General features: G+C 48.4%; 20 protein-coding genes and 1 riboswitch. Of the genes, 5 read left to right on the top strand and 15 right to left on the bottom strand.

Annotated features, from left to right (window positions below; translation table 11 throughout):
* Nucleotides 1-482: 482 nt before the first annotated feature.
* Nucleotides 483-2,300, bottom strand: a complete 1,818-nt coding sequence (gene thiC / locus MHH92_RS03420; protein ID WP_340901937.1) for a phosphomethylpyrimidine synthase ThiC — start codon at nt 2,298-2,300, stop codon at nt 483-485.
* A 388-nt stretch (nt 2,301-2,688) separates the two neighbouring features.
* Nucleotides 2,689-2,802, bottom strand: a riboswitch (TPP riboswitch).
* 148 nt (nt 2,803-2,950) lie between these two features.
* On the bottom strand, nt 2,951-3,694 hold the full coding sequence (locus tag MHH92_RS03415; RefSeq protein ID WP_017690772.1) for an IclR family transcriptional regulator: 744 nt from the start codon (nt 3,692-3,694) through the stop codon (nt 2,951-2,953).
* 359 nt (nt 3,695-4,053) lie between these two features.
* On the opposite strand from MHH92_RS03415, the gene MHH92_RS03410 reads away from it, so the two are divergent.
* Both MHH92_RS03410 and MHH92_RS03405 read left to right on the top strand, forming a co-directional pair.
* Entirely contained in the window at nt 4,054-5,079 is a 1,026-nt protein-coding gene (locus MHH92_RS03410; protein ID WP_036614129.1) for an alpha/beta hydrolase, read from the top strand.
* A gap of 149 nt (nt 5,080-5,228) precedes the next feature.
* A complete protein-coding gene (locus MHH92_RS03405; protein WP_340901934.1) occupies nt 5,229-6,509 on the top strand; it encodes a Fe-Mn family superoxide dismutase in 1,281 nt (426 codons plus the stop codon).
* Between the two features lie 147 nt (nt 6,510-6,656).
* Here MHH92_RS03405 and MHH92_RS03400 read toward each other — a convergent pair whose 3' ends face one another.
* The 8 genes from MHH92_RS03400 to MHH92_RS03365 form a co-directional block, all read right to left on the bottom strand.
* On the bottom strand, nt 6,657-6,881 hold the full coding sequence (locus tag MHH92_RS03400; protein ID WP_036614132.1) for a hypothetical protein: 225 nt from the start codon (nt 6,879-6,881) through the stop codon (nt 6,657-6,659).
* A gap of 70 nt (nt 6,882-6,951) precedes the next feature.
* A complete protein-coding gene (locus MHH92_RS03395; protein ID WP_127550871.1) occupies nt 6,952-7,806 on the bottom strand; it encodes a lipoate--protein ligase family protein in 855 nt (284 codons plus the stop codon).
* A gap of 188 nt (nt 7,807-7,994) precedes the next feature.
* Complete coding sequence (folE, locus tag MHH92_RS03390; RefSeq protein WP_036668229.1) at nt 7,995-8,588, bottom strand: GTP cyclohydrolase I FolE; 594 nt, start codon at nt 8,586-8,588, stop codon at nt 7,995-7,997.
* 104 nt (nt 8,589-8,692) lie between these two features.
* The gene (locus MHH92_RS03385; RefSeq protein WP_017690778.1) at nt 8,693-8,956 is read right to left on the bottom strand and encodes a YneF family protein; all 264 of its coding nucleotides are present in this window, start codon (nt 8,954-8,956) and stop codon (nt 8,693-8,695) included.
* A 165-nt stretch (nt 8,957-9,121) separates the two neighbouring features.
* Nucleotides 9,122-10,153 carry an HD-GYP domain-containing protein gene (locus tag MHH92_RS03380; RefSeq protein WP_017690779.1) on the bottom strand — a complete coding sequence of 344 codons (1,032 nt, stop codon included), beginning with the start codon at nt 10,151-10,153 and terminating at the stop codon, nt 9,122-9,124.
* Nucleotides 10,154-10,168: 15 nt separating this feature from the next.
* Nucleotides 10,169-12,049: a tRNA epoxyqueuosine(34) reductase QueG gene (gene queG / locus MHH92_RS03375; protein ID WP_340901928.1), complete on the bottom strand. Its 1,881-nt coding sequence runs from the start codon at nt 12,047-12,049 to the stop codon at nt 10,169-10,171.
* 171 nt (nt 12,050-12,220) lie between these two features.
* Nucleotides 12,221-12,805, bottom strand: a complete 585-nt coding sequence (gene lepB, locus MHH92_RS03370) for a signal peptidase I (protein WP_445744696.1) — start codon at nt 12,803-12,805, stop codon at nt 12,221-12,223.
* Between the two features lie 347 nt (nt 12,806-13,152).
* Nucleotides 13,153-13,578: a GNAT family N-acetyltransferase gene (locus tag MHH92_RS03365; protein WP_017690782.1), complete on the bottom strand. Its 426-nt coding sequence runs from the start codon at nt 13,576-13,578 to the stop codon at nt 13,153-13,155.
* 420 nt (nt 13,579-13,998) lie between these two features.
* On the opposite strand from MHH92_RS03365, the gene MHH92_RS03360 reads away from it, so the two are divergent.
* Nucleotides 13,999-14,610 (top strand): superoxide dismutase, encoded by a 612-nt coding sequence (locus tag MHH92_RS03360; protein ID WP_036614138.1) that lies wholly within the window; start codon nt 13,999-14,001, stop codon nt 14,608-14,610.
* Between the two features lie 310 nt (nt 14,611-14,920).
* Here the strand turns inward: MHH92_RS03360 and mutY are convergent, their stop codons facing one another.
* Both mutY and acpS read right to left on the bottom strand, forming a co-directional pair.
* Nucleotides 14,921-16,288 (bottom strand): A/G-specific adenine glycosylase, encoded by a 1,368-nt coding sequence (mutY, locus tag MHH92_RS03355; protein ID WP_340901922.1) that lies wholly within the window; start codon nt 16,286-16,288, stop codon nt 14,921-14,923.
* Between the two features lie 29 nt (nt 16,289-16,317).
* On the bottom strand, nt 16,318-16,716 hold the full coding sequence (gene acpS / locus MHH92_RS03350) for a holo-ACP synthase (protein WP_036614140.1): 399 nt from the start codon (nt 16,714-16,716) through the stop codon (nt 16,318-16,320).
* A gap of 250 nt (nt 16,717-16,966) precedes the next feature.
* On the opposite strand from acpS, the gene MHH92_RS03345 reads away from it, so the two are divergent.
* Nucleotides 16,967-17,782: an alpha/beta hydrolase family protein gene (locus MHH92_RS03345; protein WP_340901918.1), complete on the top strand. Its 816-nt coding sequence runs from the start codon at nt 16,967-16,969 to the stop codon at nt 17,780-17,782.
* A 161-nt stretch (nt 17,783-17,943) separates the two neighbouring features.
* Here the strand turns inward: MHH92_RS03345 and nadE are convergent, their stop codons facing one another.
* From nadE to MHH92_RS03330, 3 genes are all read right to left on the bottom strand, one after another.
* Nucleotides 17,944-18,753, bottom strand: a complete 810-nt coding sequence (nadE, locus tag MHH92_RS03340; RefSeq protein ID WP_047841401.1) for an ammonia-dependent NAD(+) synthetase — start codon at nt 18,751-18,753, stop codon at nt 17,944-17,946.
* A 139-nt stretch (nt 18,754-18,892) separates the two neighbouring features.
* Nucleotides 18,893-19,327 (bottom strand): BrxA/BrxB family bacilliredoxin, encoded by a 435-nt coding sequence (locus tag MHH92_RS03335; protein ID WP_017690788.1) that lies wholly within the window; start codon nt 19,325-19,327, stop codon nt 18,893-18,895.
* A gap of 222 nt (nt 19,328-19,549) precedes the next feature.
* Nucleotides 19,550-21,244, bottom strand: a complete 1,695-nt coding sequence (locus MHH92_RS03330) for a two-component system sensor histidine kinase NtrB (protein ID WP_340901909.1) — start codon at nt 21,242-21,244, stop codon at nt 19,550-19,552.
* A gap of 195 nt (nt 21,245-21,439) precedes the next feature.
* Between MHH92_RS03330 and MHH92_RS03325 the strand changes: the two genes are divergently transcribed.
* The gene (locus MHH92_RS03325; RefSeq protein ID WP_340901907.1) at nt 21,440-22,708 is read left to right on the top strand and encodes a BaiN/RdsA family NAD(P)/FAD-dependent oxidoreductase; all 1,269 of its coding nucleotides are present in this window, start codon (nt 21,440-21,442) and stop codon (nt 22,706-22,708) included.
* Nucleotides 22,709-23,038: the final 330 nt, after the last annotated feature.

Genomic DNA, 23,038 nt, shown 5'->3' with positions numbered 1-23,038 from the left:
ACTATATCGACTCCTTCTGCAAAATAAAAATGCTCTCGAACAAGAGCATTTCAAATGGTATAATCACTTTGTACAGCCAATTTGTGGTGGGAAATAGGCTTGCCTCCAGTGGGAGGTGATCCTATGAACTTCTCTTTTAACGACGTAATCGTGTTCGCGATGTTAATTATTGCGCTCCTGACATACATCGATCGTAAAAAGAAGTGACCCGCCACAGGTTGACGGCCTGACGGGTCACTTCATCTGAACTTGCTGCACTCGGAGGAATACCCACCGCAAATGCTGTGCAGGAGTAGCCATTGGCCTGGCTACTCTTATTGGTGTTTACTTACATTCATTTTATTAAACATCAGCTAGACAATCAACCATAATGCTGATAAAAAGTATCAGGAAGCTGATCAATAAGATGAAGAAGACGACATGATAGCAGTATTCTCACCTTCAAACGATGTCAGACTGCCCAGCTTGCGCTGTATCGGCGCCTAGGAGCGTGTCCGATATTCCTCGGCCTTTTCCTGCATCCCGGCAGCTACAGCCTCATTCTCAGACAATCCTTTATCAGCGGCAAAGGCACGAATGTCCTGCGTGATGCGCATGCTACAGAACTTCGGTCCGCACATGGAGCAGAAATGAGCTTCTTTGGCCCCTTCTGCTGGCAGCGTCTCATCATGGTAGGACAGCGCACGTTCCGGGTCCAGTGACAGGTTAAACTGGTCACGCCAGCGGAACTCAAAGCGTGCCTTGGACAATGCGTCATCGCGGCGTTGAGCACGCGGATGGCCTTTCGCCAGATCGGCGGCATGAGCTGCGATCTTGTAGGCGATGACCCCTTCCCGCACATCATCCTTGTTGGGCAGGCCCAGATGTTCTTTTGGCGTAACATAACAGAGCATGGACGTGCCGAACCAGCCAATCATGGCTGCCCCAATGGCGGATGTGATGTGATCATATCCTGGCGCAATGTCGGTCGTTAGCGGCCCAAGTGTGTAGAACGGTGCTTCTTTACAGATCTCCATCTGCAAGTCCACATTCTCCTTGATCTTATGCATCGGCACATGACCCGGGCCTTCGATCATCACCTGCACATCATGCTTCCATGCGATCTGCGTCAGTTCCCCAAGCGTGGCCAGTTCCGCCATCTGAGCTTCGTCATTCGCATCGTAGATACTGCCTGGACGAAGTCCATCTCCCAGTGAGAACGCCACATCATACCTTTTCATAATCTCGCAGATTTCTTCAAAATGGGTGTACAAAAAATTCTCCTGATGATGCGCCAGACACCATGCTGCCATAATGGACCCACCGCGAGATACAATGCCTGTCATTCGCTTGGCGGTCATGGGGATATAACGCAGCAGTACACCTGCATGAATCGTAAAGTAGTCCACGCCCTGCTCTGCCTGCTCAATGAGTGTGTCACGGTACAACTCCCAGGTCAGCGCTTCCGCTTCGCCATTCACCTTCTCCAGCGCCTGATACAGCGGCACCGTACCAATCGGCACAGGTGAATTACGGATGATCCATTCCCGGGTGGTATGAATGTTTTTGCCTGTGGACAGATCCATCACCGTATCCGATCCCCAGCGTACCGCCCAAGTCATCTTCTCCACCTCTTCCTCGATGGAGGAAGATACGGCCGAGTTACCTATGTTGGCATTGATCTTCACGTGAAAATGACGACCGATCAACATCGGCTCACTCTCCGGGTGATTGATGTTGGATGGCAGAATGGCCCGTCCACTCGCCAGCTCCTGTCTCACAAATTCCGGCTCCACGCCTTCACGAATGGCGGCGAATTCCATCTCAGCCGTAATGACTCCCTGTCTCGCGTAGTGCATCTGAGTCACGCAGCGTTCTGGCTGTGCCCGCAGCGGTTTGCCACGCAATCCAGGGTACTCTTCGGCTCCAGCTCTCTTTCCTCCGGGCTTCAGTCCGTTATCCTCCGGTTTAACTGTACGGCCCTGATAAGCTTCAACATCGCCGCGCTCTGTGATCCAACGTGTGCGCAGGGATGGCAGACCTGCACGGATATCCGCATGGAATGCGGGATCGGTCATGGGGCCGCTCGTATCGTAGACACGCAGCGGTTCGTTATGCTCCACCCCTTGGGGAGTATTTGTGTCATGAAGGACTATCTCACGCTCCGGTACAGCAATGTCCGGCCGTGAGCCCTGAATGTAGACTTTGCGGCTGCCCGGAAAGGGCTGGACCCGTCCGGCCGCTCCTGTTTCTTTTTCCACCTGCCGATCGTTATGTTCCTGTTCAATCGCTTGTTGTCCCGTTTGATTTCCTGTACTCATGTTCGCTTGTCTCCTCCTCAGTGTTCGTCGCTTGTTTGGTTGGTTTCGTCATTAGCTCACTTACGTACCTGTCCCAAATCATGCGCAATGCAGAGAAGAAAGAGCGATCCTACACCAGACCAGGGAAGACACTTTTCATGTACAGTTAACAACAGACGGAGGCTGCCACAGATCTTGGATGATCTATGGTGCGTTCTCTATTCATCCAAGCCCACTTCCGCAGGTTATCGAAAAAGAAGCCCATAAAATCCGCGCTATATCGCCCGTTCCCTGTATATAAAAAAGCCGGTCCCCGAAGGAACCGACTTTTATGTCCATCACCAATAATGCACCTTTATGCAGCTCCTTAACGGAGCCCTACAAGGGTCACATCATGTGGTGGTTGTGGTCATATCGCCGATTACTTCCCTACGCTGGTATGATCCAGATCAGGTGCAAAGGGTCCGGAATCTCATGCGATTCCGTCTCAGTCCGGACAATTCGGACTCCCCCAGTAACGTTAACAAGTTGCGGCTTACAGATGCCGCCGTTCATATTCAATGAAGCTGGCCCCGTTGGGCCGTCCATTACAGAGTAGCGTAACCGGAACATAAAAACAACCTTTATATTCCAGAACACCAACTCAATTGGAGAAAAACCTTACCTCAACATCAGGATAACATGAGCCCCATCTGCGTAGCAGCATCCTTCAACACAGGTGCGTATTCATGCAATGTCTCCTGCGAGAGTCGGCTGACAGGCCCTGAGACCGAGAGGGCAGCTGCAATATTGCCTCTGCGATCCATAATCGGAACAGATACCGCGGCGGCTCCCGGCTCACGTTCCTCATAACTCGTCGCATATCCGTTATCCCGGATATCTCCCATCTGCGCCAAATACACCGCCGGATCAATAAACACCGGCCATTCCGGCCCGTTCATCAGTTCTTCACGATCCTCGTCCGTGGCAAACGCCATCAAAACTTTGCTGGAAGCGCCCACAGACAGCGGGAGTCTAACACCCACTGGAGCGACTCGGCGGATCGCCTGATCACTTTGCACCGCCTGAATCCGTATCCGTTCACTGCCATCACGCAGGTACAGACTCACGGTCTCCCCCAATCGATCTCTCAGTCGCTCCATCGCAGGCAGCAGCAGAATAGCGGGATCATCACTGCGGGACATATGAGCCGACAGTTCCCAGATTCGGATGCCAAGTCGGTACTTCTCTGTTGCTGCATCGCGGATCACGAACCCTCGATCCTCCAGCGTAGCCATCAAACGGTGCACTGTACTTTTGTGCAGGCCAATCTGGCTGGCAATTTCGGTGAGTCCCAGATCACTGCGTGTGGTAAAACATAATAATATATCCAGCGCCCGTTCCACAGCCCGGACGGTTAACTTGCGATCTTCCATGGCATAATGCCCTCCTCATGTTTCATCACATGAAACTTGGTTACATAAATTATATGAGAAACGGTCTCATCTGTAAACCAAAAAGAGCCAAAATCAAAATAGGCCAACGTGTAAATTTTTCCTTTTTATAAGACTTAATCCCCTGTAATTTACACACTAAGGTAATGTTACCCATATATCTTAAGAACTATATAACAATTGCGTAACAAATGCCCTCAATCAATTGACTTTGACTATATTGGAACATACGATAAAGATATATTACATTAAGATATCGCTCTGAAGCAGGCTCTGAAATCGACGCAATTCTCTTTTCATGTCGTTGTTATCTTCAACTGAACTTCAAAGGAGGGGCATTCATGTATCAATCATCCCAGAGCGAAGCCCCGCTGCAAACAAAAGTGTCCGATCTGCCCTCTTCCCTATCACCGAGGCTGATTCGGTTCAAACATATTATCGTAGCGTTGCTGCTCTCCGTTGTATTTTTTCTACTGTTTTGTTTTATTGCACTGCATGGTTATATCGCATGGGTATTATCCAATCCAACGGTAGCGCCTGTCTTCTCCAATCCGATGCAAGCCAAGAACATGAAGTATGAAGACATCACGTTCCCGGCAGCAGATGGCAGCCGCACGATGCAGGGATGGTATATACCTGCTGACAATGCTGCAAGCAAAACGATTATTTTCAGTCACGGCTATGGTGCTAATCGTGAAGAAACATGGGTACCCATGTATGACCTGGCACACTATGCCCATCAACTTGGGTTCAACGTGGTCATGTTCGATTATGGCTTCGCCTCCCAGGTGAACAAAGCTGTGGCCACAGGTGGCAAAGCTGAGTCACAGCAATTGCTGGGTGCCATCCAGTTCGCCAAGCAACGCGGTGCACAGGAACTGGTTGTCTGGGGCTTCTCGATGGGTGCCGGTACAGCGTTACAAACCGGACTTATTACGAAGGAAGTAGATGCAATGATTCTGGACAGTGCGTTCCTGCTGGAGCCAGATACGCTGTACCACAACATTCACAACCAGATCGATCTGCCACGTCAGCCTACACTGGAGATCATGAAACTGTTGTTCCCTGTTCTGAATGGTACCGGATTACAACAGATTCCATACCAGGAAGTGAAAAAGGAAGATTATCCGTTCCCGATTTTCTTCATCCATGGTACAGAGGACGAGAAGGCGCCTTATCCAATTGCGGAGCAACTCGCCGCCAACCAGACTAATCCGTATTCGGATGTATGGATTGTCCAGGACGCGCATCATGAACTTATTTTCCGGGAGCATCCGAAAGAATATCTGCGCCGTGTCTCAACTTTCCTCAGTCATGTAACGAAAACAAGCAGTGACGATGTGCAGAACACGAATAATGGAGAATAACCAAATTTCAATCATCGAATTTTTTCCAGAGCCCTCAGGGGCTCTTTTTTTTGCACTCATAGGACAACAAGCTCGGAGAATATACTCTTGGGACGCATGAACAGATGGTCTGCATGCAATGAATTTCATCTGAAGGAGGTTCAACATAGATGAACTGGTATGGATATGGTCACCTGCTGCCTCTGCGGACATTGGAGGAAATCCGTTTCTGGAAAGAACAGGAGAAAGAACATACACTCGTCATTCGTGCCCTGGTTCCTGATCTGGAGCCCCCCTACGTCAAGCTACTGGAGGAATGGGAGGTTACCTTTGCAAACAGTGAGCGAGTAGCCAATCAGCTTTTAAAACAAATATTGCCCGGAACCCATCTGCCTGCTCCCTACATCGTTCGTTGTATCGATCAACTTGTGTTGGCAGCTCGGCAGCAATCGAGAGAGTTCATCAAACAGCTGTATGTTCTTCTGGAGCAAAGTGCTGCTGTGCAAGCTGTTCCGCTTGCCAAAGTACTCATTCTGCATTTTATCCGCGAGTCGGAGTATTTTCTGGGCGTATTGGATACGCTTGGCCAACCTGGCATCTTGCGCGAAACGGATTCGGAGCCATCACTTTTTCTGGAAAATGCGTTGCATACGTCAGAGTCAGAAAGCATCCATCGCCAAGCTTCAGAAGCTCCAACTTCTCCAGAGGGGAATGTAAATGCACCTGCCGCTTCAGCTCAGATTCAATCCGCAACCATTCAACCGCCTTCTACGGGAACAACACAAGCCACACCCAGCTCTACAGCACCTCCCGTAAAAGAGAAGCCGGTTCCCATCGGAGGACACACACTGCCGCCTCTCCCCTATGCGTACAATGCGCTGGAGCCACATATTGATGAGCTGACGATGCGTATCCATCATGACAAACACCATCAATCTTATGTGGACGGACTAAATGTAGCAGAGAAAAAGCTGGCGGAATCGCGAAAAAAGAATAACTTTGAACTCATCAAACATTGGGAACGTGAACTTGCCTTCAACGGGGCAGGCCACTACCTGCATACGATCTTCTGGACAATTATGAATCCTGCTGGTGGCGGCAAACCTTCCGGTATGCTGGCAGAGCAGATCAAGCGGGATTTCGGAAGTTATGAAGCGTTTAAGAATCAATTCACAGAAGCCGCGAACAAGGTGGAAGGCAGTGGCTGGGCGATGCTTGTCTGGAGCCCGAGAGCACATCGTTTGGAGATTTTGCAGGCGGAGAAACACCAGAACCTGTCCCAGTCCGATATCGTACCGCTCCTGCCACTGGATGTGTGGGAACATGCCTACTATCTGAAACATCAGAATGAACGCAAAAAGTATATCGAGGATTGGTGGAACGTTGTCTACTGGCCCGCTGTTGCCGAGCGTTACGAAACGGCACGCAAGTTGTTGTGGCCGCCTTATTAAGCTTGGGGTTAGATGAATTAGAGAAAAAAGAGATATCTCCAGCCGAATGACTGAAAGATATCTCTTATGGTGTATACAAAAAAGCAAGCCTCTTGTAAAAAGAGACTTGCTTGTATTTTGAGAGACTTCCTATTTCTAAATGTTCACTTAAGAAGCACAGCCCTCGCACGCCACATAGTTGTCGCCAACCTGTTTGCTAATGGAGATCAGATCGCCCAGCTTGATATCAGACTCGTCTGTAAACTCCAGATCGGCTATACGTGCAACGATCAGTGCAGCAGCCTCTTCCTTGCTTGTTGCCATTTGGCTGAACTCGGATTTTTCGCCTGTTGATACAACCTCATATAAATACGTATATCTCAATGTGTCCATCCTAACACTCTCCTTCCGAAATCACATCATATCATCTCTATTAACCAATTCCAAGCCCTAGTAAAAAGTGTTAATCGTATCGCAGCTTCATCTGCTCAGCTGTCAGGCGTACTTCTTCAGAGCCAACGCTAAGCACCCTGCTGGTCTCCGCCTGTGGATAGCGATCTCGTAGTGTTCGAACCAAAGCCGCAGTATATGCCGCGGCTGAAGGTACACCTGCCAATTCTTTCAGACTTGCCATCGTGCCAGGCTGAACATCAGGATATCCTTCACTCGCCCCACCTGCTGCATGCTGATAGAATTGTCGCACGTCCGCTGCCAGTTGATCTCCCTGACCTTCCACGATGATAAAAGCCGTAATGATATACGCCTTTGCCTGCCTGCGCTGGGCAATACCACAGAATTTCAATCCACCTACACTGACATCATAATCTCCCGGGCAAAAAGCACCCTGGACCTCGCCTGTCTGCGCCTGATTCGACCACGGCGTTAACGACTCGGCAATAATCGAAGCCATCTCCCGGAAATCATCATGAATATTGATAGCATGTCCGGGATTAGGCAGAATCAGCGACACATTAACTACCCCTGGGTTCAAGGGTACTGCCGCTCCACCGGAAGGCCGAACACAGACCGCTGTCCCTTGGCTTCTAATCTGCTCCATCGCTTCTACAGCCTGTGGCAACCTGCGGTCACGCAGACCCGCTACAAAGGCATCTGGGTGTCTCCATATATGTGCAACAGGTAGATGCCCTGCTCCAACCCGCCTGCACATAACTTCTTCCCACGCAAAAGCTTCGAGTACACTACTACCTTGTCGCATGAGTGGTGTCTCCCAGATTTGCAGACGCAATGAAGCCTGTTGATCTGCCTGTAGTCCCTTTTCCGGCTGAACCGGTTGATCTGAATGGGAAGGTACACTCATCGTTCCATTACCTCCGGCTTAACGAATTCATATGTATCCAGTATATAGGAATGACAACGCATATATAAATAAGCCGGTTCCCAGGGAACACGGCTTATTTATATCACATCCTATGGCTAGAAACTGCTGCTTCCAAAACCAAAGGAACTTACTCATCCGGCTTGTCCAGCGAGTGGACATACCTGATCTTAATCTTTTACCAAAGACAAGAACTCCGCACGTTGTGCCGGATTCTCACGGAAAGAACCACGTACAGCAGACGTTACCGTCTTGCTTCCCGGTTTCTTCACGCCGCGGGAACACATGCACAAGTGCTCGCCTTCCACAACGACCATAACTCCATGAGGTTCAACGGCCTCTGTCAGAATGTCAGCGATCTGTGAAGTAATACGTTCCTGAACTTGCAGGCGACGTGTTACTGCTTCGACCAGACGAGCCATTTTGCTCAGACCAACGATCTTGCCACTTGGTACATACCCAATGTGTACCTTGCCGAAGAACGGCGCCATGTGGTGCTCACACTGACTGTAGTAGACAATATCCTTGACGATAACCAGTTCTTCATGATTCTCGTCAAACGTGACACCGAGCACATCGCGCGGGTCTACTTCATATCCGCCAAAAATTTCTTCATACATTCGGGTCACACGTGCAGGCGTTTCAAGCAGCCCTTCACGTGTACTATCTTCTCCGATCAATTTCAGGATCTGCTCTACATGATACTCGATCTTCTCCCGGTTGTCGGATACTTTTGAATTCAAATAATCTTTAACGCCAGCCACTGCCAAACGCCTCCTTTCGAACCACAATACTTTAAGAGGTTGTTCAAAAAGTACGACCCAACTTTTTGAACACGCACTTTAAGCAGTTATTCACTTCACTGCTATTATTTTCGGCGGCCCGAACTTTTACGCGCAGGATGCTGTTGCGGCTGAGGCATTTTCGCTCCTGGCTGCTGATTCTTCATCATCTGCTGGGCACGCTGCATTTGCTTGCCATTCAGGTTGTAGCCCATTTGCTTCGCCATTTTCTGAAGCATGTCCGGATTGCTTTGCATTTTCTCAAGTTGTTTACGCAAGTAGAACACCCCGATGAAAAATCCCCCGACCAGACCAACAATCAATGTAATAATCGGTATAACAATATCCATCTCTTAGACACCTCTGTATGCATTCTAAAAAGCCTGATAATCCGTGTCACTTCATGATGTTCGACACATAAGTTGCAAACCTGACACAGAGCGGATTTCCTGAAAGTATCATAGCATTTCCGCACGCCTTGAGCAAACGGATTTTCCAGTTGAACCGCACACAAGCTACGTCATGACAGCTTCAATGAAAACGGTTGTATGCTGAGCCAGATCGATTTCAACCACATCCAGAGAATAACGCGTACTTCCGCGCGCCACCCTGATTACAGGTCTGCCGGGCAATCCCCGATGTTGACGCACAATGACTCCAGTCTCTTTGGTGGACAGTCGTACCGCTGTACCATTGGGATACACGGATACACTCTTATTGAACTCAATCAGAATGTCCCGATCCAGCTTTGTACCAGATAACGCCATCATCTCTTCACAGGCCTCATGTGGCATCAAACTGTCCTTGGATAAACCATTAATGAGATTATCATAGATATTAGCCACACTAACGATTCTCGCAAACAGATGAATGTCACTCCCCTTGATCCCTCTCGGCATGCCTGTACCATCTACATGCTCATGATGTTGCAAGGCCGTATGGGCGACCAACAGACTGAACTCCCGTTTGTTCTTAATCACTTCGAATCCACGCCATGTATGATGCAGCGAAGAATTTGCAGCAGAGCCACTGCCAGGAGGTTCCCCCACTTTGCCAATATCATGCAATAATGCCCCCACAGCAAGGTCCTTTAGTTGATTATAATTGAGTCCCATATTCAGTCCGATGACCGAAGACAACAAACATACATTCATCGCATGAACATACTGTGCATTGTCTTTGGTACGAATATCGGTGAGCTGCACAAGCATTTCACGCCCATTCAGTACATCATTCAGCAACTTCTCTATACTGAGGGCAACTTTTCTCGGACTCCAGTCTTTCCCGGATCGAATGGATTCGAGTGTGACACTCATTTCGTTAATTATTGCCCGTTTCGTGGTTTCATCCAGAATGTCTTCTGCATCCACATCTTTATACGCTTCATCCTGGATGTATAACATGGTCACGCCAATACGCTTCAGCGTATTGACCATGTATACGGTGAGCTGGACTCCGGCAGACAGCAGTACCGTGCCGTTACTGGAATATACCGTCTTGCCCAGAAGCTCCCCCGCTTCCACGCTCTCCACGTTTACATACTTCATGAACGTCCCCCGCTCTTACGATAGCTGCTCCAATGCGAGCAATTGCTCCTTGGTTTGCAGACCGCCTACATAACCCACCAGGGTACCGTCTTTACCACTGATACGGTGACAGGGAATAATAATCGGAATCGGATTCTTGCTAATGGCGTCCAGAACTGCACGAACAGCCTTGGGTCTGCCGATGATTTCCGCAACCTGTTGGTGTGATGAGGCCTCTCCATAAGATATATCGGACAGAACTTGCCATACTTGTAGCTGGAATGGTGTTCCAAGCCGATCAAGCTGCAAGTCGAACGTTTTTCTCTCCCCTGCAAAATACTCCTTTAACTGCTTTGCAGCTTCGCTGAGCTTCTCTTCATTCTTCTCATATCGATACTCGCCAATCCAGATGCGGGCCCATTGTTGCAGATGAGCTTCGCGTACGTGAAAGGCGCCAAAATCGATGTGACACAGCCCTTCATCCGTCGCGCATAACGTAAGAGTACCAATCGGTGTCAGTACCTCATCGTAGTATACGGGCTTGCCATGAAGACCTGTAACGGCTGAAGGTTTCCACGCTGCGGCTTCCGGTTTGGCAGGCTGTGCAGACTGCTCACTACCCGGTTCAATCCCAGCTTCCATTTTCAAATCCTGTTGTAACGCACGTAAGGTATTGTTCTCGTTGTTCTGTTCCTCTGGCTGCTTCTCACTCACTTGTCCAGCCTGTGGCTGTTTGGGTAAGGTCTCGGACGAACTCAGTCGCTCCTCGGCCTTCTGCAGCATGCTTAGTACGTTCCCATCTTGTTCGTTAGCGGCAGCTTCCCCAATTGCTCTCATGGCGTCTTCTCCTCCAATTCTGCTTAACGCCCAGGCTGCGGTTCCCCGCAACTCGGGGCGCGGATCACGTTTTAGTACTTCTGTAAGTTTGGGTACAGCACTTTTGTCTTTGAAATTGCCCAGGGCAATAACAGCGTTGCGTTGAATCGGCTTTTTGCCCCGCCAAGCGGCGGAACTCTGACCGAAACGTTCCTTGAATTCCCGGTTACCGATGTCCAGCAGCGGCAGCAGGAGTGGCTTCACAATCTCCGGATCGGGGTGAAACTCGGGATGGTGATCCCAGTTCTTGCCCCGGTTCTTCGGACAGACAATCTGACACGTGTCACAACCGTACAGACGGTTGCCTATTTTCAGCATAAATTCTTCATCCACGAACCCTTTTGTCTGGGTTACAAAAGAAATACAGCGCTGTGCATTCAACTGCCCCGGCCCCACTAATGCTCCTGTAGGACAGGCATCGATACATTTTGTACATTCACCGCAGTCTTCGGTCACAGGTGTGTCTGGTTGAAAAGGAATATTTGTTACCAGTTCTCCGAGAAAAATCCATGAACCAAATTTGGGTGATATAATGGCACAGTTTTTGGCGCTAAAACCAATCCCCGCACGCTGGGACACCGCACGATCCACCAATGCTCCGGTGTCTACCATGCTTTCGATCATGGCCTCAGGTACGCGTTCCTTTATAAAATTGACCAACTTGTCCATCGCTGCACGCAGGACCTGATGATAATCCTGACCCCAAGCCGAACGGGCAAAAATGCCTCGATACGCACCAGGCTCCGATTTCGGCGGATTCACCATTTTGGATGGGTATGCCACGGCTATTGCAATAAGTGAAGCGGGCTCGCCATCTTTTAAGGCGGGGTGCACCCTTTTTTCAATATCCGGCTCTTCAAAACCTGAAGCATACCCTTTATCCCGCGACTGCTCCAGCAGCGACTTCAGGGAAACAAAGGGATCAGCCGAAGCAAAACCGATATCATCAATGCCCAGTCCGGGGCCAGCTGCCTTGATCTCCTGTTTTAACTTCTCCCATACGGAGGCATCCTGTGCTGCCCCGGTCTGTACGCTCGTCATTTCTCTTCCCTCTCTTCTCCCGACACTTATTCCGTAAATAGTGAACGCCCGCCTCACGGTAAGAGGACAGGCGTTAATTTCTATATATGCCTTACATACTTGAATTCAAACGGAACGAGTCTATATGGTTTAACGCAAAATGCAGTCTGAAGTTGTTGTCCTGTAAGCATTTTACAATTTATTCAATTCAGAAAACGGCCAGAAAATAAATTCAGCCTTGCCTACAATCTGGTCGGATGTAATACTGCCAAACACTCGGCTATCCTTACTTTTGCCTTCATGACGATTATCCCCCATCACGAAGAAATGATCCGGCTCCAAGGTGATTGGTCCAAAATCAGGGTCCTGCACCTCAATATCGGTGTACGTTTCCGCTTGTTGCTCGCCGTTCACATATAGATGGTGATCCCTAACTTCAATTGTATCTCCCGGAAGTCCAACGATCCGTTTCACCAGAAAATCCTTCTTCTCTACACCTTCACTTGGATCACGAAGTACGATCACATCTGATCGGGAAGGATTACCCAGATGGTATACGATTTTGTTGACGAAAAGGCGATCTCGCTCAACCAGTGTCGGCTGCATGGACTGTCCCTTGACCATTGACAGATTAAACACAAACAGGTTCAGCAGCATCATAATTACAAAAGCAACAACAATCGTTTTGACCCAATCCCACAGCTCGACAACCCAGGATTTCCCCGGTTGTTCAGGCTTTGACGGTTCATTTCGTTGCTCGGAAGTCACATGTTCCATTGAATGATTATTGGAATTCAAAGGGACACCTCATTTATTAAATAGTTGAATTAAACTTGTAACATGGTAACCATACTCCCTTTCAGTCTACTCCATTTGGGAGAGTGAAACAATTGGTTATGAGCACCAATACCTTGGTTATCGTGAATACAGCCGGGATAGTCAGGGTGATTTAAATAGAATTCAGGCACTCCGAAGCATGTTCAGAAAATGAGGAAACCAGAGGAATATGACGTGAAGAACACTCATATAAATAGAAAGGCACATCCCTCACGTTCTTACACGTTAAAGAGATATGCCTAATATGAAATGAAAATCTTTTTTTTATTTCTTTTTAAACATGCAAACTAAGCTTTGGACAAAATACTAAGAGTCTGGAAAGCGCTCATAATCTGATTGGCACCGTAACCCATTGCTTCATATAGAGGCATGGCTACTTTGTTGTGCTCATCACCCGCCACCCATACTTGGCTGACTTTACGCTGCTGGAACCGCTGTTCCATAGCCTCGACAAGTGTTTTGCCGACTCCACGGCGACGATAGTCTGGATGTACCGCAATACGGTAGATACAACCCTGGTTGTGATCAATCGTACCGATCAAAGCGCCTACGAGGTCTCCCTCTTCTTCCGCAACCATGATCAGGTCAGAATCCCATGACAATTGACGGGCAAACGGGCCCATCGTGTTCTCATAACACTCTTCCGATAGTGCAACCTGGAGAAGCTCCGTCATCTGGCTTGCATCACTCAACTGAAAGGAACGAACGTGCATGTCTTAAATCTCCCTTTTCGTTAGCTTAGATGAGGTTTTTTACAAAAAGGGAATCCCTTTTTACCAAAAACCCAATGTTCATATAATGACAAAAAACGAGAAAATACCGCTTCTTCGTCAATTAAACCATACTTTTCTCCATAAAACACGCATTTTCTTTTGAAAGCGCTTAATTGTAACCGTTTACATACGAATATTAAACTTTTCATCCATTTTAATGCCTGAAAACACATAAATAGTTGCATAAAGGGTAAAATATGTTTGTTATCTCTGGCCCATCATTAGATCAACGCCTCGGGGGACTTAATAAACAAAAATGTTGCTTAATTAGCTCGAATGCGGTTTAATATTAGTGGCAAGGGTATTATTACATATGTACCTGTTTTCAAAAAAACCAAAAATCTCAGGAGGTATTTCATTATGACTTTTCAATTACCAGCACTTCCTTACGCTAACGACGCACTGGAACCACATATCGATGCAAAAACGATGGAAATCCACCACGATCGCCATCACAATACTTATGTAACTAACTTGAACGCAGCTCTGGAAAGCGCTCCTGAACTGCAAGAAAAAAGCTTGGAAGATCTGATTGCTAACCTTGACAGCGTACCAGAAGGCATCCGCACAGCGGTTCGCAACAATGGTGGTGGACATGCTAACCACAGCTTGTTCTGGGAAATCATCGGACCTAACGGCGGCGGCGCTCCTACAGGCGATATCGCAGCAGCTATCGATAGCGAACTGGGTGGCTTTGATAAATTCAAAGAAGATTTCGCTAAAGCAGCTACAACTCGCTTCGGTTCCGGCTGGGCTTGGCTCGTAGTTGGTAAAGATGGTAAGTTGTCCATCACTAGCACACCTAACCAAGACAGCCCTCTCTTCGAAGGTCTGACTCCGGTTCTGGGTCTGGATGTATGGGAGCACGCTTACTACCTGAACTACCAAAACAAACGTCCTGACTACATCGCCGCTTTCTGGAATGTAATCAACTGGGATGAAGTGAACAAACGTTACGCTTCTGCAAAATAAGACTGTTAGCATGCAACAGTTAACATAAAAGAGAGCCTGATTCGGTCGTCGTGACCGTGATCAGGCTCTCTTTTTGCTACCGCTATAGTTAATGGGTGTTTTGTTTCTAACGAACCCAGGACACGTTATTGCTCGATATTTCATCGTATCGCGAACCTAACGAATCTCAGAGTAGCTATTTCCCCAGATACGGGCTTTGATACGCACTTTTGGGTTGATTTGTCTATGATAACGTCACTCAGGTTCGTTAGAATTTATAATTGTGGTATATCCACATGATAAGACCTCTGGAGTTCGCTAGCTCCCCCATTTAATCATTCACTTGATCATACGCACCAGCAAAATAACTGCTGATCAGCTTCAGGAAGATATTCGGGAATGCCATCTTATCCATATCTTCCGGACCGATCCAGCGGTAGGTCAAGCCATCGCCTTTACCTGTCAGTGTCGTAGTACTCAGCGCTAGGTCACTAACATCAGATGATGACATCAACATCTCTCCATCGTTAAGCGATGTTGAGATGTTCTGCGCATTAGGCGTGCCTGGCTCCGATGAATGCGTCGTGTCTGACTCAGGTGACACAGTTGACGATGAGGCTGTGCCCTCCCTTGTTTCCGCCTGTGCATCGTAGGCGGCTCTGGCTTCCGCTGCGATCAGCGGAAGCTCACTGCTCTGGTCCTGCTCGGTACACTTGTACACCTGCAGGCTCCAGACAATGTGGCTGAACACATGCTCCGCATGGGTAGCCAGCCCTTCCGGGCGGGCAGCGAAGCCTTCCGCCCACAGACTGCCGGCCAGCAATGCCATGGCCGGCTCATCCGCCAGCGGCGCCGCCTTCTTGCTGGCTGCGGCGGGCGCCGCGAGCACATGCGGCAGCTCCCACATGCGGGCCAATAGGCCCGTGTCTGGGCGCTGGCGCACAAGCACTTGGCCGCGATGAGCACCGCGGCCCTCCACAATCGCGACCAGCCGCTGCTCAGGGCGCGGCGGCTTCGCCTTGGTCTTGACCGGCAGTGTAAGCTCTCTTCCGGCAATACGGCCGGAACATTGCTCCATGACCGGGCAAGTCAGGCAGTGCGGCGCTTTGGGTGTACATACCAGCGCGCCAAGCTCCATCAGCGCCTGATTGAAATCACGCGCACGCCCTTCCGGAATGAGCTCTCCTGCGAGCTCTTCCATCAACACCCGGGTGCTGCCCTTCATAATGTCCTCATCGATGAGGAAGTATCGGGACAGTACCCGCATGACATTGCCATCTACCGCAGGTTGCGGCTGATTGAAGGCAATGCTGAGAATGGCCCCGGCAGTATACGGGCCCACCCCTTTTAATGCAAAGACAGCCGGCTTGTCCTGCGGCATCTCGCCTCCGTGCAGCTCCATGACTTGTCTCGCGGCTGCCTGAAGATTACGTGCACGGGAGTAATAACCGAGTCCCTCCCAATTTTTCAAGACATCCTCTTCGGGTGCTTCCGCCAACGCCTGTACGGTCGGGAAATTCCCGATAAAACGATTGAAATACGGAATTACCGTATCGACTCGAGTCTGCTGAAGCATAATCTCCGATACCCATGTAAAATACGGATTGTTGTGGCGACGCCACGGCAAATCCCGTCTGTTGATCATATACCAGTCCAGCAAATTCACGCTGAAATGTTGTTTCTGTTCCTGTAAACCCATATTTCCGTCCTCTCCTATTGCCAAGCTAACTACTTTTCCATCTGTTCCACGATCGCAAAGGCCGCTGCCAATTCCGTCTGATGTGTAATACTCAAATGAATGTCATATTGCTTATCATATGGCAGCTGCAGACGTTCCCAGGCTTGACTGGACAGCGAGGCCACGGGACGTCCTGTCCCATCAGGCAGCACTTCAATGTCAGTGAAGCCCATGACGCCACCAATACCGCAGCCAAATGCCTTGGACACCGCTTCTTTCGCTGCAAATCGACCGGATACAAACTCCGTCATCCGCTTCCCCCGACGAACCGCGATCTCCCGCTCTGCTGGCGTTAAAATTCGTTTTATGAAAGCTTCCGCATGGCGACCGGACAGCAGCTTCCGCATACGTCCAATCTCCAACACATCATTACCTATGCCATATATCATCAACGCTTCACCCGCTTAATCTTTTATACTGTAAGAGGTTATTCAAAAAGTCCCATCTTCTCGGTACTGAAAACCGCTCTTTTTGAACCTTCATTGTAAAAGATCTCCATTCAATCACATGATCCGTAACTCTCCGAACACGTATTCTATTGTAGCAGGAGGGGCGATCAGAAGCGAGTACCTATCCGCATTACCATATATGCTAAAATATGAATCAGGAATCGTCTGAAATTCTTAGGAGGTCTGAATAATGCCCATAACTTTTGAATTGCCCACTGACGTAGATGCGATCATTCGCGGAGACTTTTTCCCTGCACAACAACCCGCTCAAGGTGTCATCGTTGTGTCTCACGGATACAAAGGCTTCAAAGACTGGGGCATGTTCCCCTATGCAGCTTCACAGCTAAGCCAGACTCATCATGTGCTGACCTTTAATTTCTCTCACAACGGTATCGGCGAATATCTGGAGCAATTCTCTGAACTTGAAAAGTTCGCAGTGAATACCTACAGCCGGGAGCTTGCCGATCTGGCCCTGGTACTGAAACATGTGGCTACACAACCTGAACTCACTGGACTTCCTGTATACCTGGTTGGCCATAGCCGCGGTGCGGGTGTAAGTCTCGTCTATGCACTGGATCATCCCGAGCAGGTGGCAGGTGTCATCTCCTGGAATGGCGTAACCAATCTGGATCTCTTCACAGCGGAGCAAAAAGAAGAGATGCGTACGCATGGTCGCAGCCATGTCGTTAACGGACGAACAGGCCAGCAGATGCCACTGGACGTGGCTATTCTGGAAGACCTGGACAAGCATAGCGAACGTTACGCTATCATTGACCGCTTGGCTTCTTCACATGTGCGAGTTGCACTCATTCAGGGAACAGAAGATCCACAGCGTCTGAGGGACGGTTCTGCCGCACTTGTGCAAGCGCGCCCTGATATCCCATGGCACCAGATTCCTGATGGGAACCACACCTTTAATACGGTACATCCATTTAAAGAAACCACTCCGCAACTGGAGAAAGCCATCACCCTAACCCTGCAACAGATCAAAGACTGGAATAGCTAACTCACCTTTAATATGGTAATCACCTGGATTTTTGCGGTTTCTCGTTCCATATAACAAAAAGAGTCACTGCGTGAGCAGTGACTCTTTTTGCATTCCCTAAGAGGGATGTTATTTCAATGTTGGTGTTAACAGCTTATAACCAGCATGCTTTTCCACCCGTATTAGATACCAGGAATGGCATTGCGTTTGTGATGTGTGCGCGTATAGAACGCTTCAAGGCGCTCTTGTGCAGCCGGATCGATCTGTTTGCCTTCGAGATAGTCGCTGTTCGCTTCATACGAAATTCCCAGCTCATCTTCGTCCGTCTGACCTTCCCATAGCCCTGCCGATGGTGCTTTGTCCAAAATAGCCTGTGGCACATTCAGATATGCTGCCAACTGGCGTACCTGACGTTTGTTCAGGGTGCTCAGTGGTGTGATATCCACAGCGCCATCGCCCCATTTGGTATAGAAGCCTGTAATGGCTTCTGACGCATGATCCGTACCTACAACGAGCAGGTTTTCTTCAAACGAAAGCGCATATTGCATAACCATACGAGTTCTCGCTTTGACATTACCTTTGCCTTGGTGAGTCATATGACGTGGGCTACCCAAGGATTTGAAACCTTGCTCCACTTCCAGCGCAATCTCGTTAACTGCATCTTCGATATTGGTTTCCACAACATGCTTCAGATCGTATGCTTTGGCTACAGCGTAGCTGTGGTCAATATCGGATTGTTCACCATAAGGTTGGAACACACCAAGCGTTTTGTACTCTTGGTTGTTCTCTTGCGTAAGCTCGTCCGTCGCTTTTTTGCAAAGCGCCGTAGCCACTGCACTGTCAATACCGCCGCTGATCGCAATCAGCAAACCCTTGGCACCCGCATTTTTCACATACGTCTTCAGAAAATCAACACGCTTGCGTACTTCCTCTTCTTCATTAATGCTTGGTTTAACCTTCAATTCAGCGATGATCTGTTGTTGCAAACTCATCGTTCACACACCCCGTTTCTAAATGAATGAAATTTGATGTCCAGCTTGAAAGGTCCGAATGGTTCAATAACCTTATCTATCCAAAATGAAACGCCCCGGCATCGGTGATCCGAAGGGCGGGGCGTTCTATTGGAGCGAATTAACGGCAGTAACGGTCAAATGCACTTTTGAGATCAGCCGCAATATCCTCTGCAGAACGGTCTTCCACTTGATGACGCTCGATAAAGTGAACGAGTTCTCCGTCTTTCATCAGAGCGATGGACGGTGAAGATGGAGGATACGGTGCAAAGAATTCACGTGCTTTTGCAGTTGCTTCTTTGTCCTGACCAGCAAATACAGTGTACAGGTGGTCCGGTGTAATATCGTGCTGCAGTGCTTGGGACACACCTGGGCGACATTGACCTGCGGCACATCCGCATACAGAGTTAATGACAACCAGCGCTGTTCCTTTTGCATCCGGAAGACTTGCTTCCACTTCTTCAGGAGTACGCAACTCCTGGATTCCTAGACGAGTTAAATCATCCCGCATCGGTTGAACCATATCTTTCATGTATTGATCAAATGACATCGACATTCGGTTTCACTCCTTATAAATGGTTGTTCTATGATCTCGATAAAATTAAAGGCCAATAAACTCTCCAAAACAACGTTACATTCATATCGAACATTATGGATGTAATGATGTGCTATTCCTATTATACATCCATAAGCAATGAAAGCAAGATTCAGAAACCGCCTGCGGAAAGGCTTCTTCCATAATATTATGTCTCAATGTCTGGCAAAATATGCTGAATGACTAACGTTCAAATGCCACTTTGAAGGTCGTGCCCTGGCCTTCCTCCGATTCCACAGTAATGGTTCCATTATGTCGTTCCACAATACTTAGGCACATGGACAATCCAAGTCCGGTTCCCTTGGCTTTTGTGGTATAGAAAGGTTCAAACAGCTTTTCCTTCTTCACTCTGGGTAGACCAGGCCCTGTGTCACGTACACACAGTTCCACTTTGTCATCGACTATCCGCGTCTCCAGCGTAAGCACGCCCTTCTCATTCATGGCTTCCATCCCGTTACGGGCCAGATTGAGTACCACCTGTTTGATTTCCTTTGGATTGAGGTGCAACTTCGGTACATTATGGTCCAGCATAAGTTCAATACTCTGACCACGCAGGTTCGCATCGGCCCACAACAATGGACTGAGTTCATGAATGATATCATGCAGCTGGGATTCCTCTTTTTCCGCAATCCGATCCTGGGCCAGCGATAGAAAATCATTAATGATACTATTCGCCCGATCCAATTCTTCCAGGACGATCCGGTAGTAATGATCAAGGGAATCCGGACTCTTTTCCTGCATGAGTTGAAGAAAACCACGTACAACCGCCATTGGATTACGCACCTCATGCGTAATGCTTGCAGCCATCTGCCCCACCAGACTGAGACGATCCACATTATCCAGTTCACTTCGCAACATCTCAAGCTCCGTGATATCCTGAATAATCAGCATGGCTCCTGTAACTTCTCTCGCAGACTCTGTTGAAAAGGCATAAATCGGTACGGTTCGGGACTGAAATACGTGTGCACCGTAACGAACGGTCAACCCACTAATCTCACCATGAACGACGGCTCTGCGAATGCTTTTATCCATCTTATCCGCCTGACCTTGTTCAACAAATTGACTGGCAGGCTGTCCAATGAGATCAGGCGTGGAGGTACAAGGTAGCTGCTCCCTTGCGGTTTGCTCCATCATCTCATTGACAAATATCACTGTGCCTTGTTTATCTACGGTGGCAATGGAGAGAGGCACTGCGTTCAGAATCTGATGAAGTTTCTCCGTTTCGGCTATGTATCGGTGGTGGACTTCCGAGAGATGCTGCTCCAGCCCGCGATAGTGCTTCATCCGTTCCAGCCATAGCAGACTCAGACTACCCGCAACAATGGCTCCAGTGGTATACCCAAGTGCTGTAAGTATTATGTAGGTCGCAGAGTACGTGGATTCATTCTGGAGGGATGCGATCCATAACAAACTCGTTACAACCAGTTCCATTGTAATCAGGATGATGAGGATCGTCATTTTGCGCGAAGGTGTATTATGCTTGAATCGTTTGGCAGACAACCATACAATAGGATAGAGAAGAATGCCCGTATGAAGGAGAAATCCGTACAGATCATAGGAATGCGCAAAAAGGAAATAGAAGAGAATATGTAGTATGGACAGCGTTAAGCCTATAACGGACTTACAATATAAAATAACAAGTATTACAGGTACGATGCTTAGTGATATGGGTACAGTCACTGGACTCCCGTGAAGCGCGAACAGCAAACACAATAGCATGCTCGCGACACTCGTCACAGCAAAAACGGTCTGCATCATTCCGGCCTGTTCCAGCTTGGCCACAGCCCGCTTGGAGAGCCCCAGATGGAATAAGGGAATCAGGTATACCGCCGCCCCCGCCAGCAGTACTTGTAAAAGAATGTCCTTTAACGCAACCACAATGCCATCTCCTCCTCTACCTGCACATTCCCTCATGTATTTCTGATTAAAACATAGGCGACAGTATATTACAATATATCCCTTGAGACTCCATAATAGAACTACTCATAACTCCATTATATTTCAGAAAAAGCCAGAAGTAGACACGGTTTACGTAAAACAGACAAAATCAATGAAAAAAGAGGGTAATAACATATGTATGATGTCATTGTAATTGGTGGTGGATCTGCGGGCCTGATGGCTTGCGTTGCTGCTGCCGAGCACGGAGCCTCCGTGCTTCTGCTGGATAAAGGAGATCAACTGGGTCGTAAACTCGGTATCTCTGGCGGAGGTCGATGCAATGTAACCAATGCCAAGGAAACGGATGAACTCATCCGACATATTCCGGGTAATGGACGCTTTTTATATAGTTCGTTTCAAAATCTGGACAACCAGGGAATCATGCGTTTCTTCGAAAATCTCGGAATTGCCCTGAAAGAAGAAGACAACGGCAGAATGTTCCCTGTAACCGATAAAGCGAAAACAGTCGTGGATGCGCTGGTAGGAAAGATTGTTTCCCTCGGCGTTGAGATTCGCACCAAAGAACCGGTCAAGGAAATTATTCAGAACGGTCAGCAGGTACAGGGTGTTAAATTGATATCAGGTAAAACCATTCTTGGGCGCTCTGTCATCATCGCTACCGGCGGCAAGTCCGTACCCCAAACGGGATCTACCGGAGATGGTTATCCTTGGGCTGAGGCTGCGGGTCACACGATAACGGAGTTATATCCGACCGAAGTGCCCATTGTGTCTGGAGAGAGTTGGATTCAGTCCAAAGAACTGCAAGGTTTGTCTTTGAGGGATATCGCTCTATCCGTAGTGGATGCCAAAGGAAAAACAGTCATCTCCCATCGCGGGGATATGATCTTCACGCATTTTGGAGTGTCCGGACCCGTCGCACTGCGCTGCAGCCAATTTATCCGCAAGGTTCAGATGAAGTCTGGAAACCCACAGGTCATTATGAGCATTGATCTGTTCCCGGAGCTGTCCCCAGGTGCACTGGAAGCACAGGTGCAACAAGTATTGGAACAAGAATCCCGCAAGGCTGTCAAAAACATTTTAAAAACATGGGTTCCTGAACGTATGATTCCCTTAATGATGAAACGGGCAGAGATCAGCGATGACCTCACGTTCCACCATTTTCCCAAAGGTATGTTAAGCAACTTGTGTGGGCTAATGAAAGCTTTTACCTTCCGTGCTGACGGAACGAGATCGCTCAAAGAAGCCTTCGTTACTGGGGGGGGAATCCACTTAAAGGAGATATACCCAAAAACAATGGAATCCAAGCTGCTGCCTGGACTATTCTTTTGCGGTGAAGTTTTGGATATTCACGGCTACACCGGAGGGTATAATATCACTGCTGCTTTCTCCACAGGGTACACGGCTGGCATGCATGCGGCTGAATATAAACACGTTACATCATAATAGAGGTTGTTCAAAAAGTCCGCTTTTGATTACGAATCATGCCTAATGGCATCATCAGCATCGAATATGAAATTCAGCCGAAATAGGTTGATGCTTACGAAGTATGTTTCCTTCAGAAACATTGTAGTTGCTCACGTAGTTTCCCTACGCTCCGCTACTCCATTTCTAGCTTCATTCCATCTTCTCGGTACTGAAAACCGAACTTTTTGAACTCTCACTACTAGGTATTACACCTTTTAACCCGATAATGAATTAGCTCAGATGCCAAAAACCCCGATATCCACTATTGTGGACGATCGGGGTTTTTGGGCATTGTTCCATTTTAGAAAA

The organism is Paenibacillus sp. FSL M7-1414 (assembly GCF_038003195.1).
GTDB lineage: Bacteria > Bacillota > Bacilli > Paenibacillales > Paenibacillaceae > Paenibacillus > Paenibacillus amylolyticus.
Note: the sequence above shows the minus strand (reverse complement) of the source record. Positions and strands in the feature narration are given on the sequence as shown.

Bases quoted from the DNA above. Each gene is read 5' to 3' on its own strand.
- MHH92_RS03360 (WP_036614138.1), top strand. From the start codon at position 13,999: ATGACTTTTCAATTACCAGCACTTCCTTACGCTAACGACGCACTGGAA.
- MHH92_RS03395 (WP_127550871.1), bottom strand. From the start codon at position 7,806: ATGAGTGTACCTTCCCATTCAGATCAACCGGTTCAGCCGGAAAAGGGA.
- MHH92_RS03380 (WP_017690779.1), bottom strand. From the start codon at position 10,153: ATGAAGTATGTAAACGTGGAGAGCGTGGAAGCGGGGGAGCTTCTGGGC.
- MHH92_RS03335 (WP_017690788.1), bottom strand. From the start codon at position 19,327: ATGTCGATGTCATTTGATCAATACATGAAAGATATGGTTCAACCGATG.
- MHH92_RS03345 (WP_340901918.1), top strand. From the start codon at position 16,967: ATGCCCATAACTTTTGAATTGCCCACTGACGTAGATGCGATCATTCGC.
- queG (WP_340901928.1), bottom strand. From the start codon at position 12,049: ATGACGAGCGTACAGACCGGGGCAGCACAGGATGCCTCCGTATGGGAG.
- MHH92_RS03415 (WP_017690772.1), bottom strand. From the start codon at position 3,694: ATGGAAGATCGCAAGTTAACCGTCCGGGCTGTGGAACGGGCGCTGGAT.
- MHH92_RS03410 (WP_036614129.1), top strand. From the start codon at position 4,054: ATGTATCAATCATCCCAGAGCGAAGCCCCGCTGCAAACAAAAGTGTCC.
- nadE (WP_047841401.1), bottom strand. From the start codon at position 18,753: ATGAGTTTGCAACAACAGATCATCGCTGAATTGAAGGTTAAACCAAGC.
- lepB (WP_445744696.1), bottom strand. From the start codon at position 12,805: ATGGAACATGTGACTTCCGAGCAACGAAATGAACCGTCAAAGCCTGAA.
- MHH92_RS03405 (WP_340901934.1), top strand. From the start codon at position 5,229: ATGAACTGGTATGGATATGGTCACCTGCTGCCTCTGCGGACATTGGAG.
- mutY (WP_340901922.1), bottom strand. From the start codon at position 16,288: ATGGGTTTACAGGAACAGAAACAACATTTCAGCGTGAATTTGCTGGAC.
- acpS (WP_036614140.1), bottom strand. From the start codon at position 16,716: ATGATATATGGCATAGGTAATGATGTGTTGGAGATTGGACGTATGCGG.
- MHH92_RS03385 (WP_017690778.1), bottom strand. From the start codon at position 8,956: ATGGATATTGTTATACCGATTATTACATTGATTGTTGGTCTGGTCGGG.
- MHH92_RS03365 (WP_017690782.1), bottom strand. From the start codon at position 13,578: ATGCACGTTCGTTCCTTTCAGTTGAGTGATGCAAGCCAGATGACGGAG.
- MHH92_RS03400 (WP_036614132.1), bottom strand. From the start codon at position 6,881: ATGGACACATTGAGATATACGTATTTATATGAGGTTGTATCAACAGGC.
- MHH92_RS03325 (WP_340901907.1), top strand. From the start codon at position 21,440: ATGTATGATGTCATTGTAATTGGTGGTGGATCTGCGGGCCTGATGGCT.
- thiC (WP_340901937.1), bottom strand. From the start codon at position 2,300: ATGAGTACAGGAAATCAAACGGGACAACAAGCGATTGAACAGGAACAT.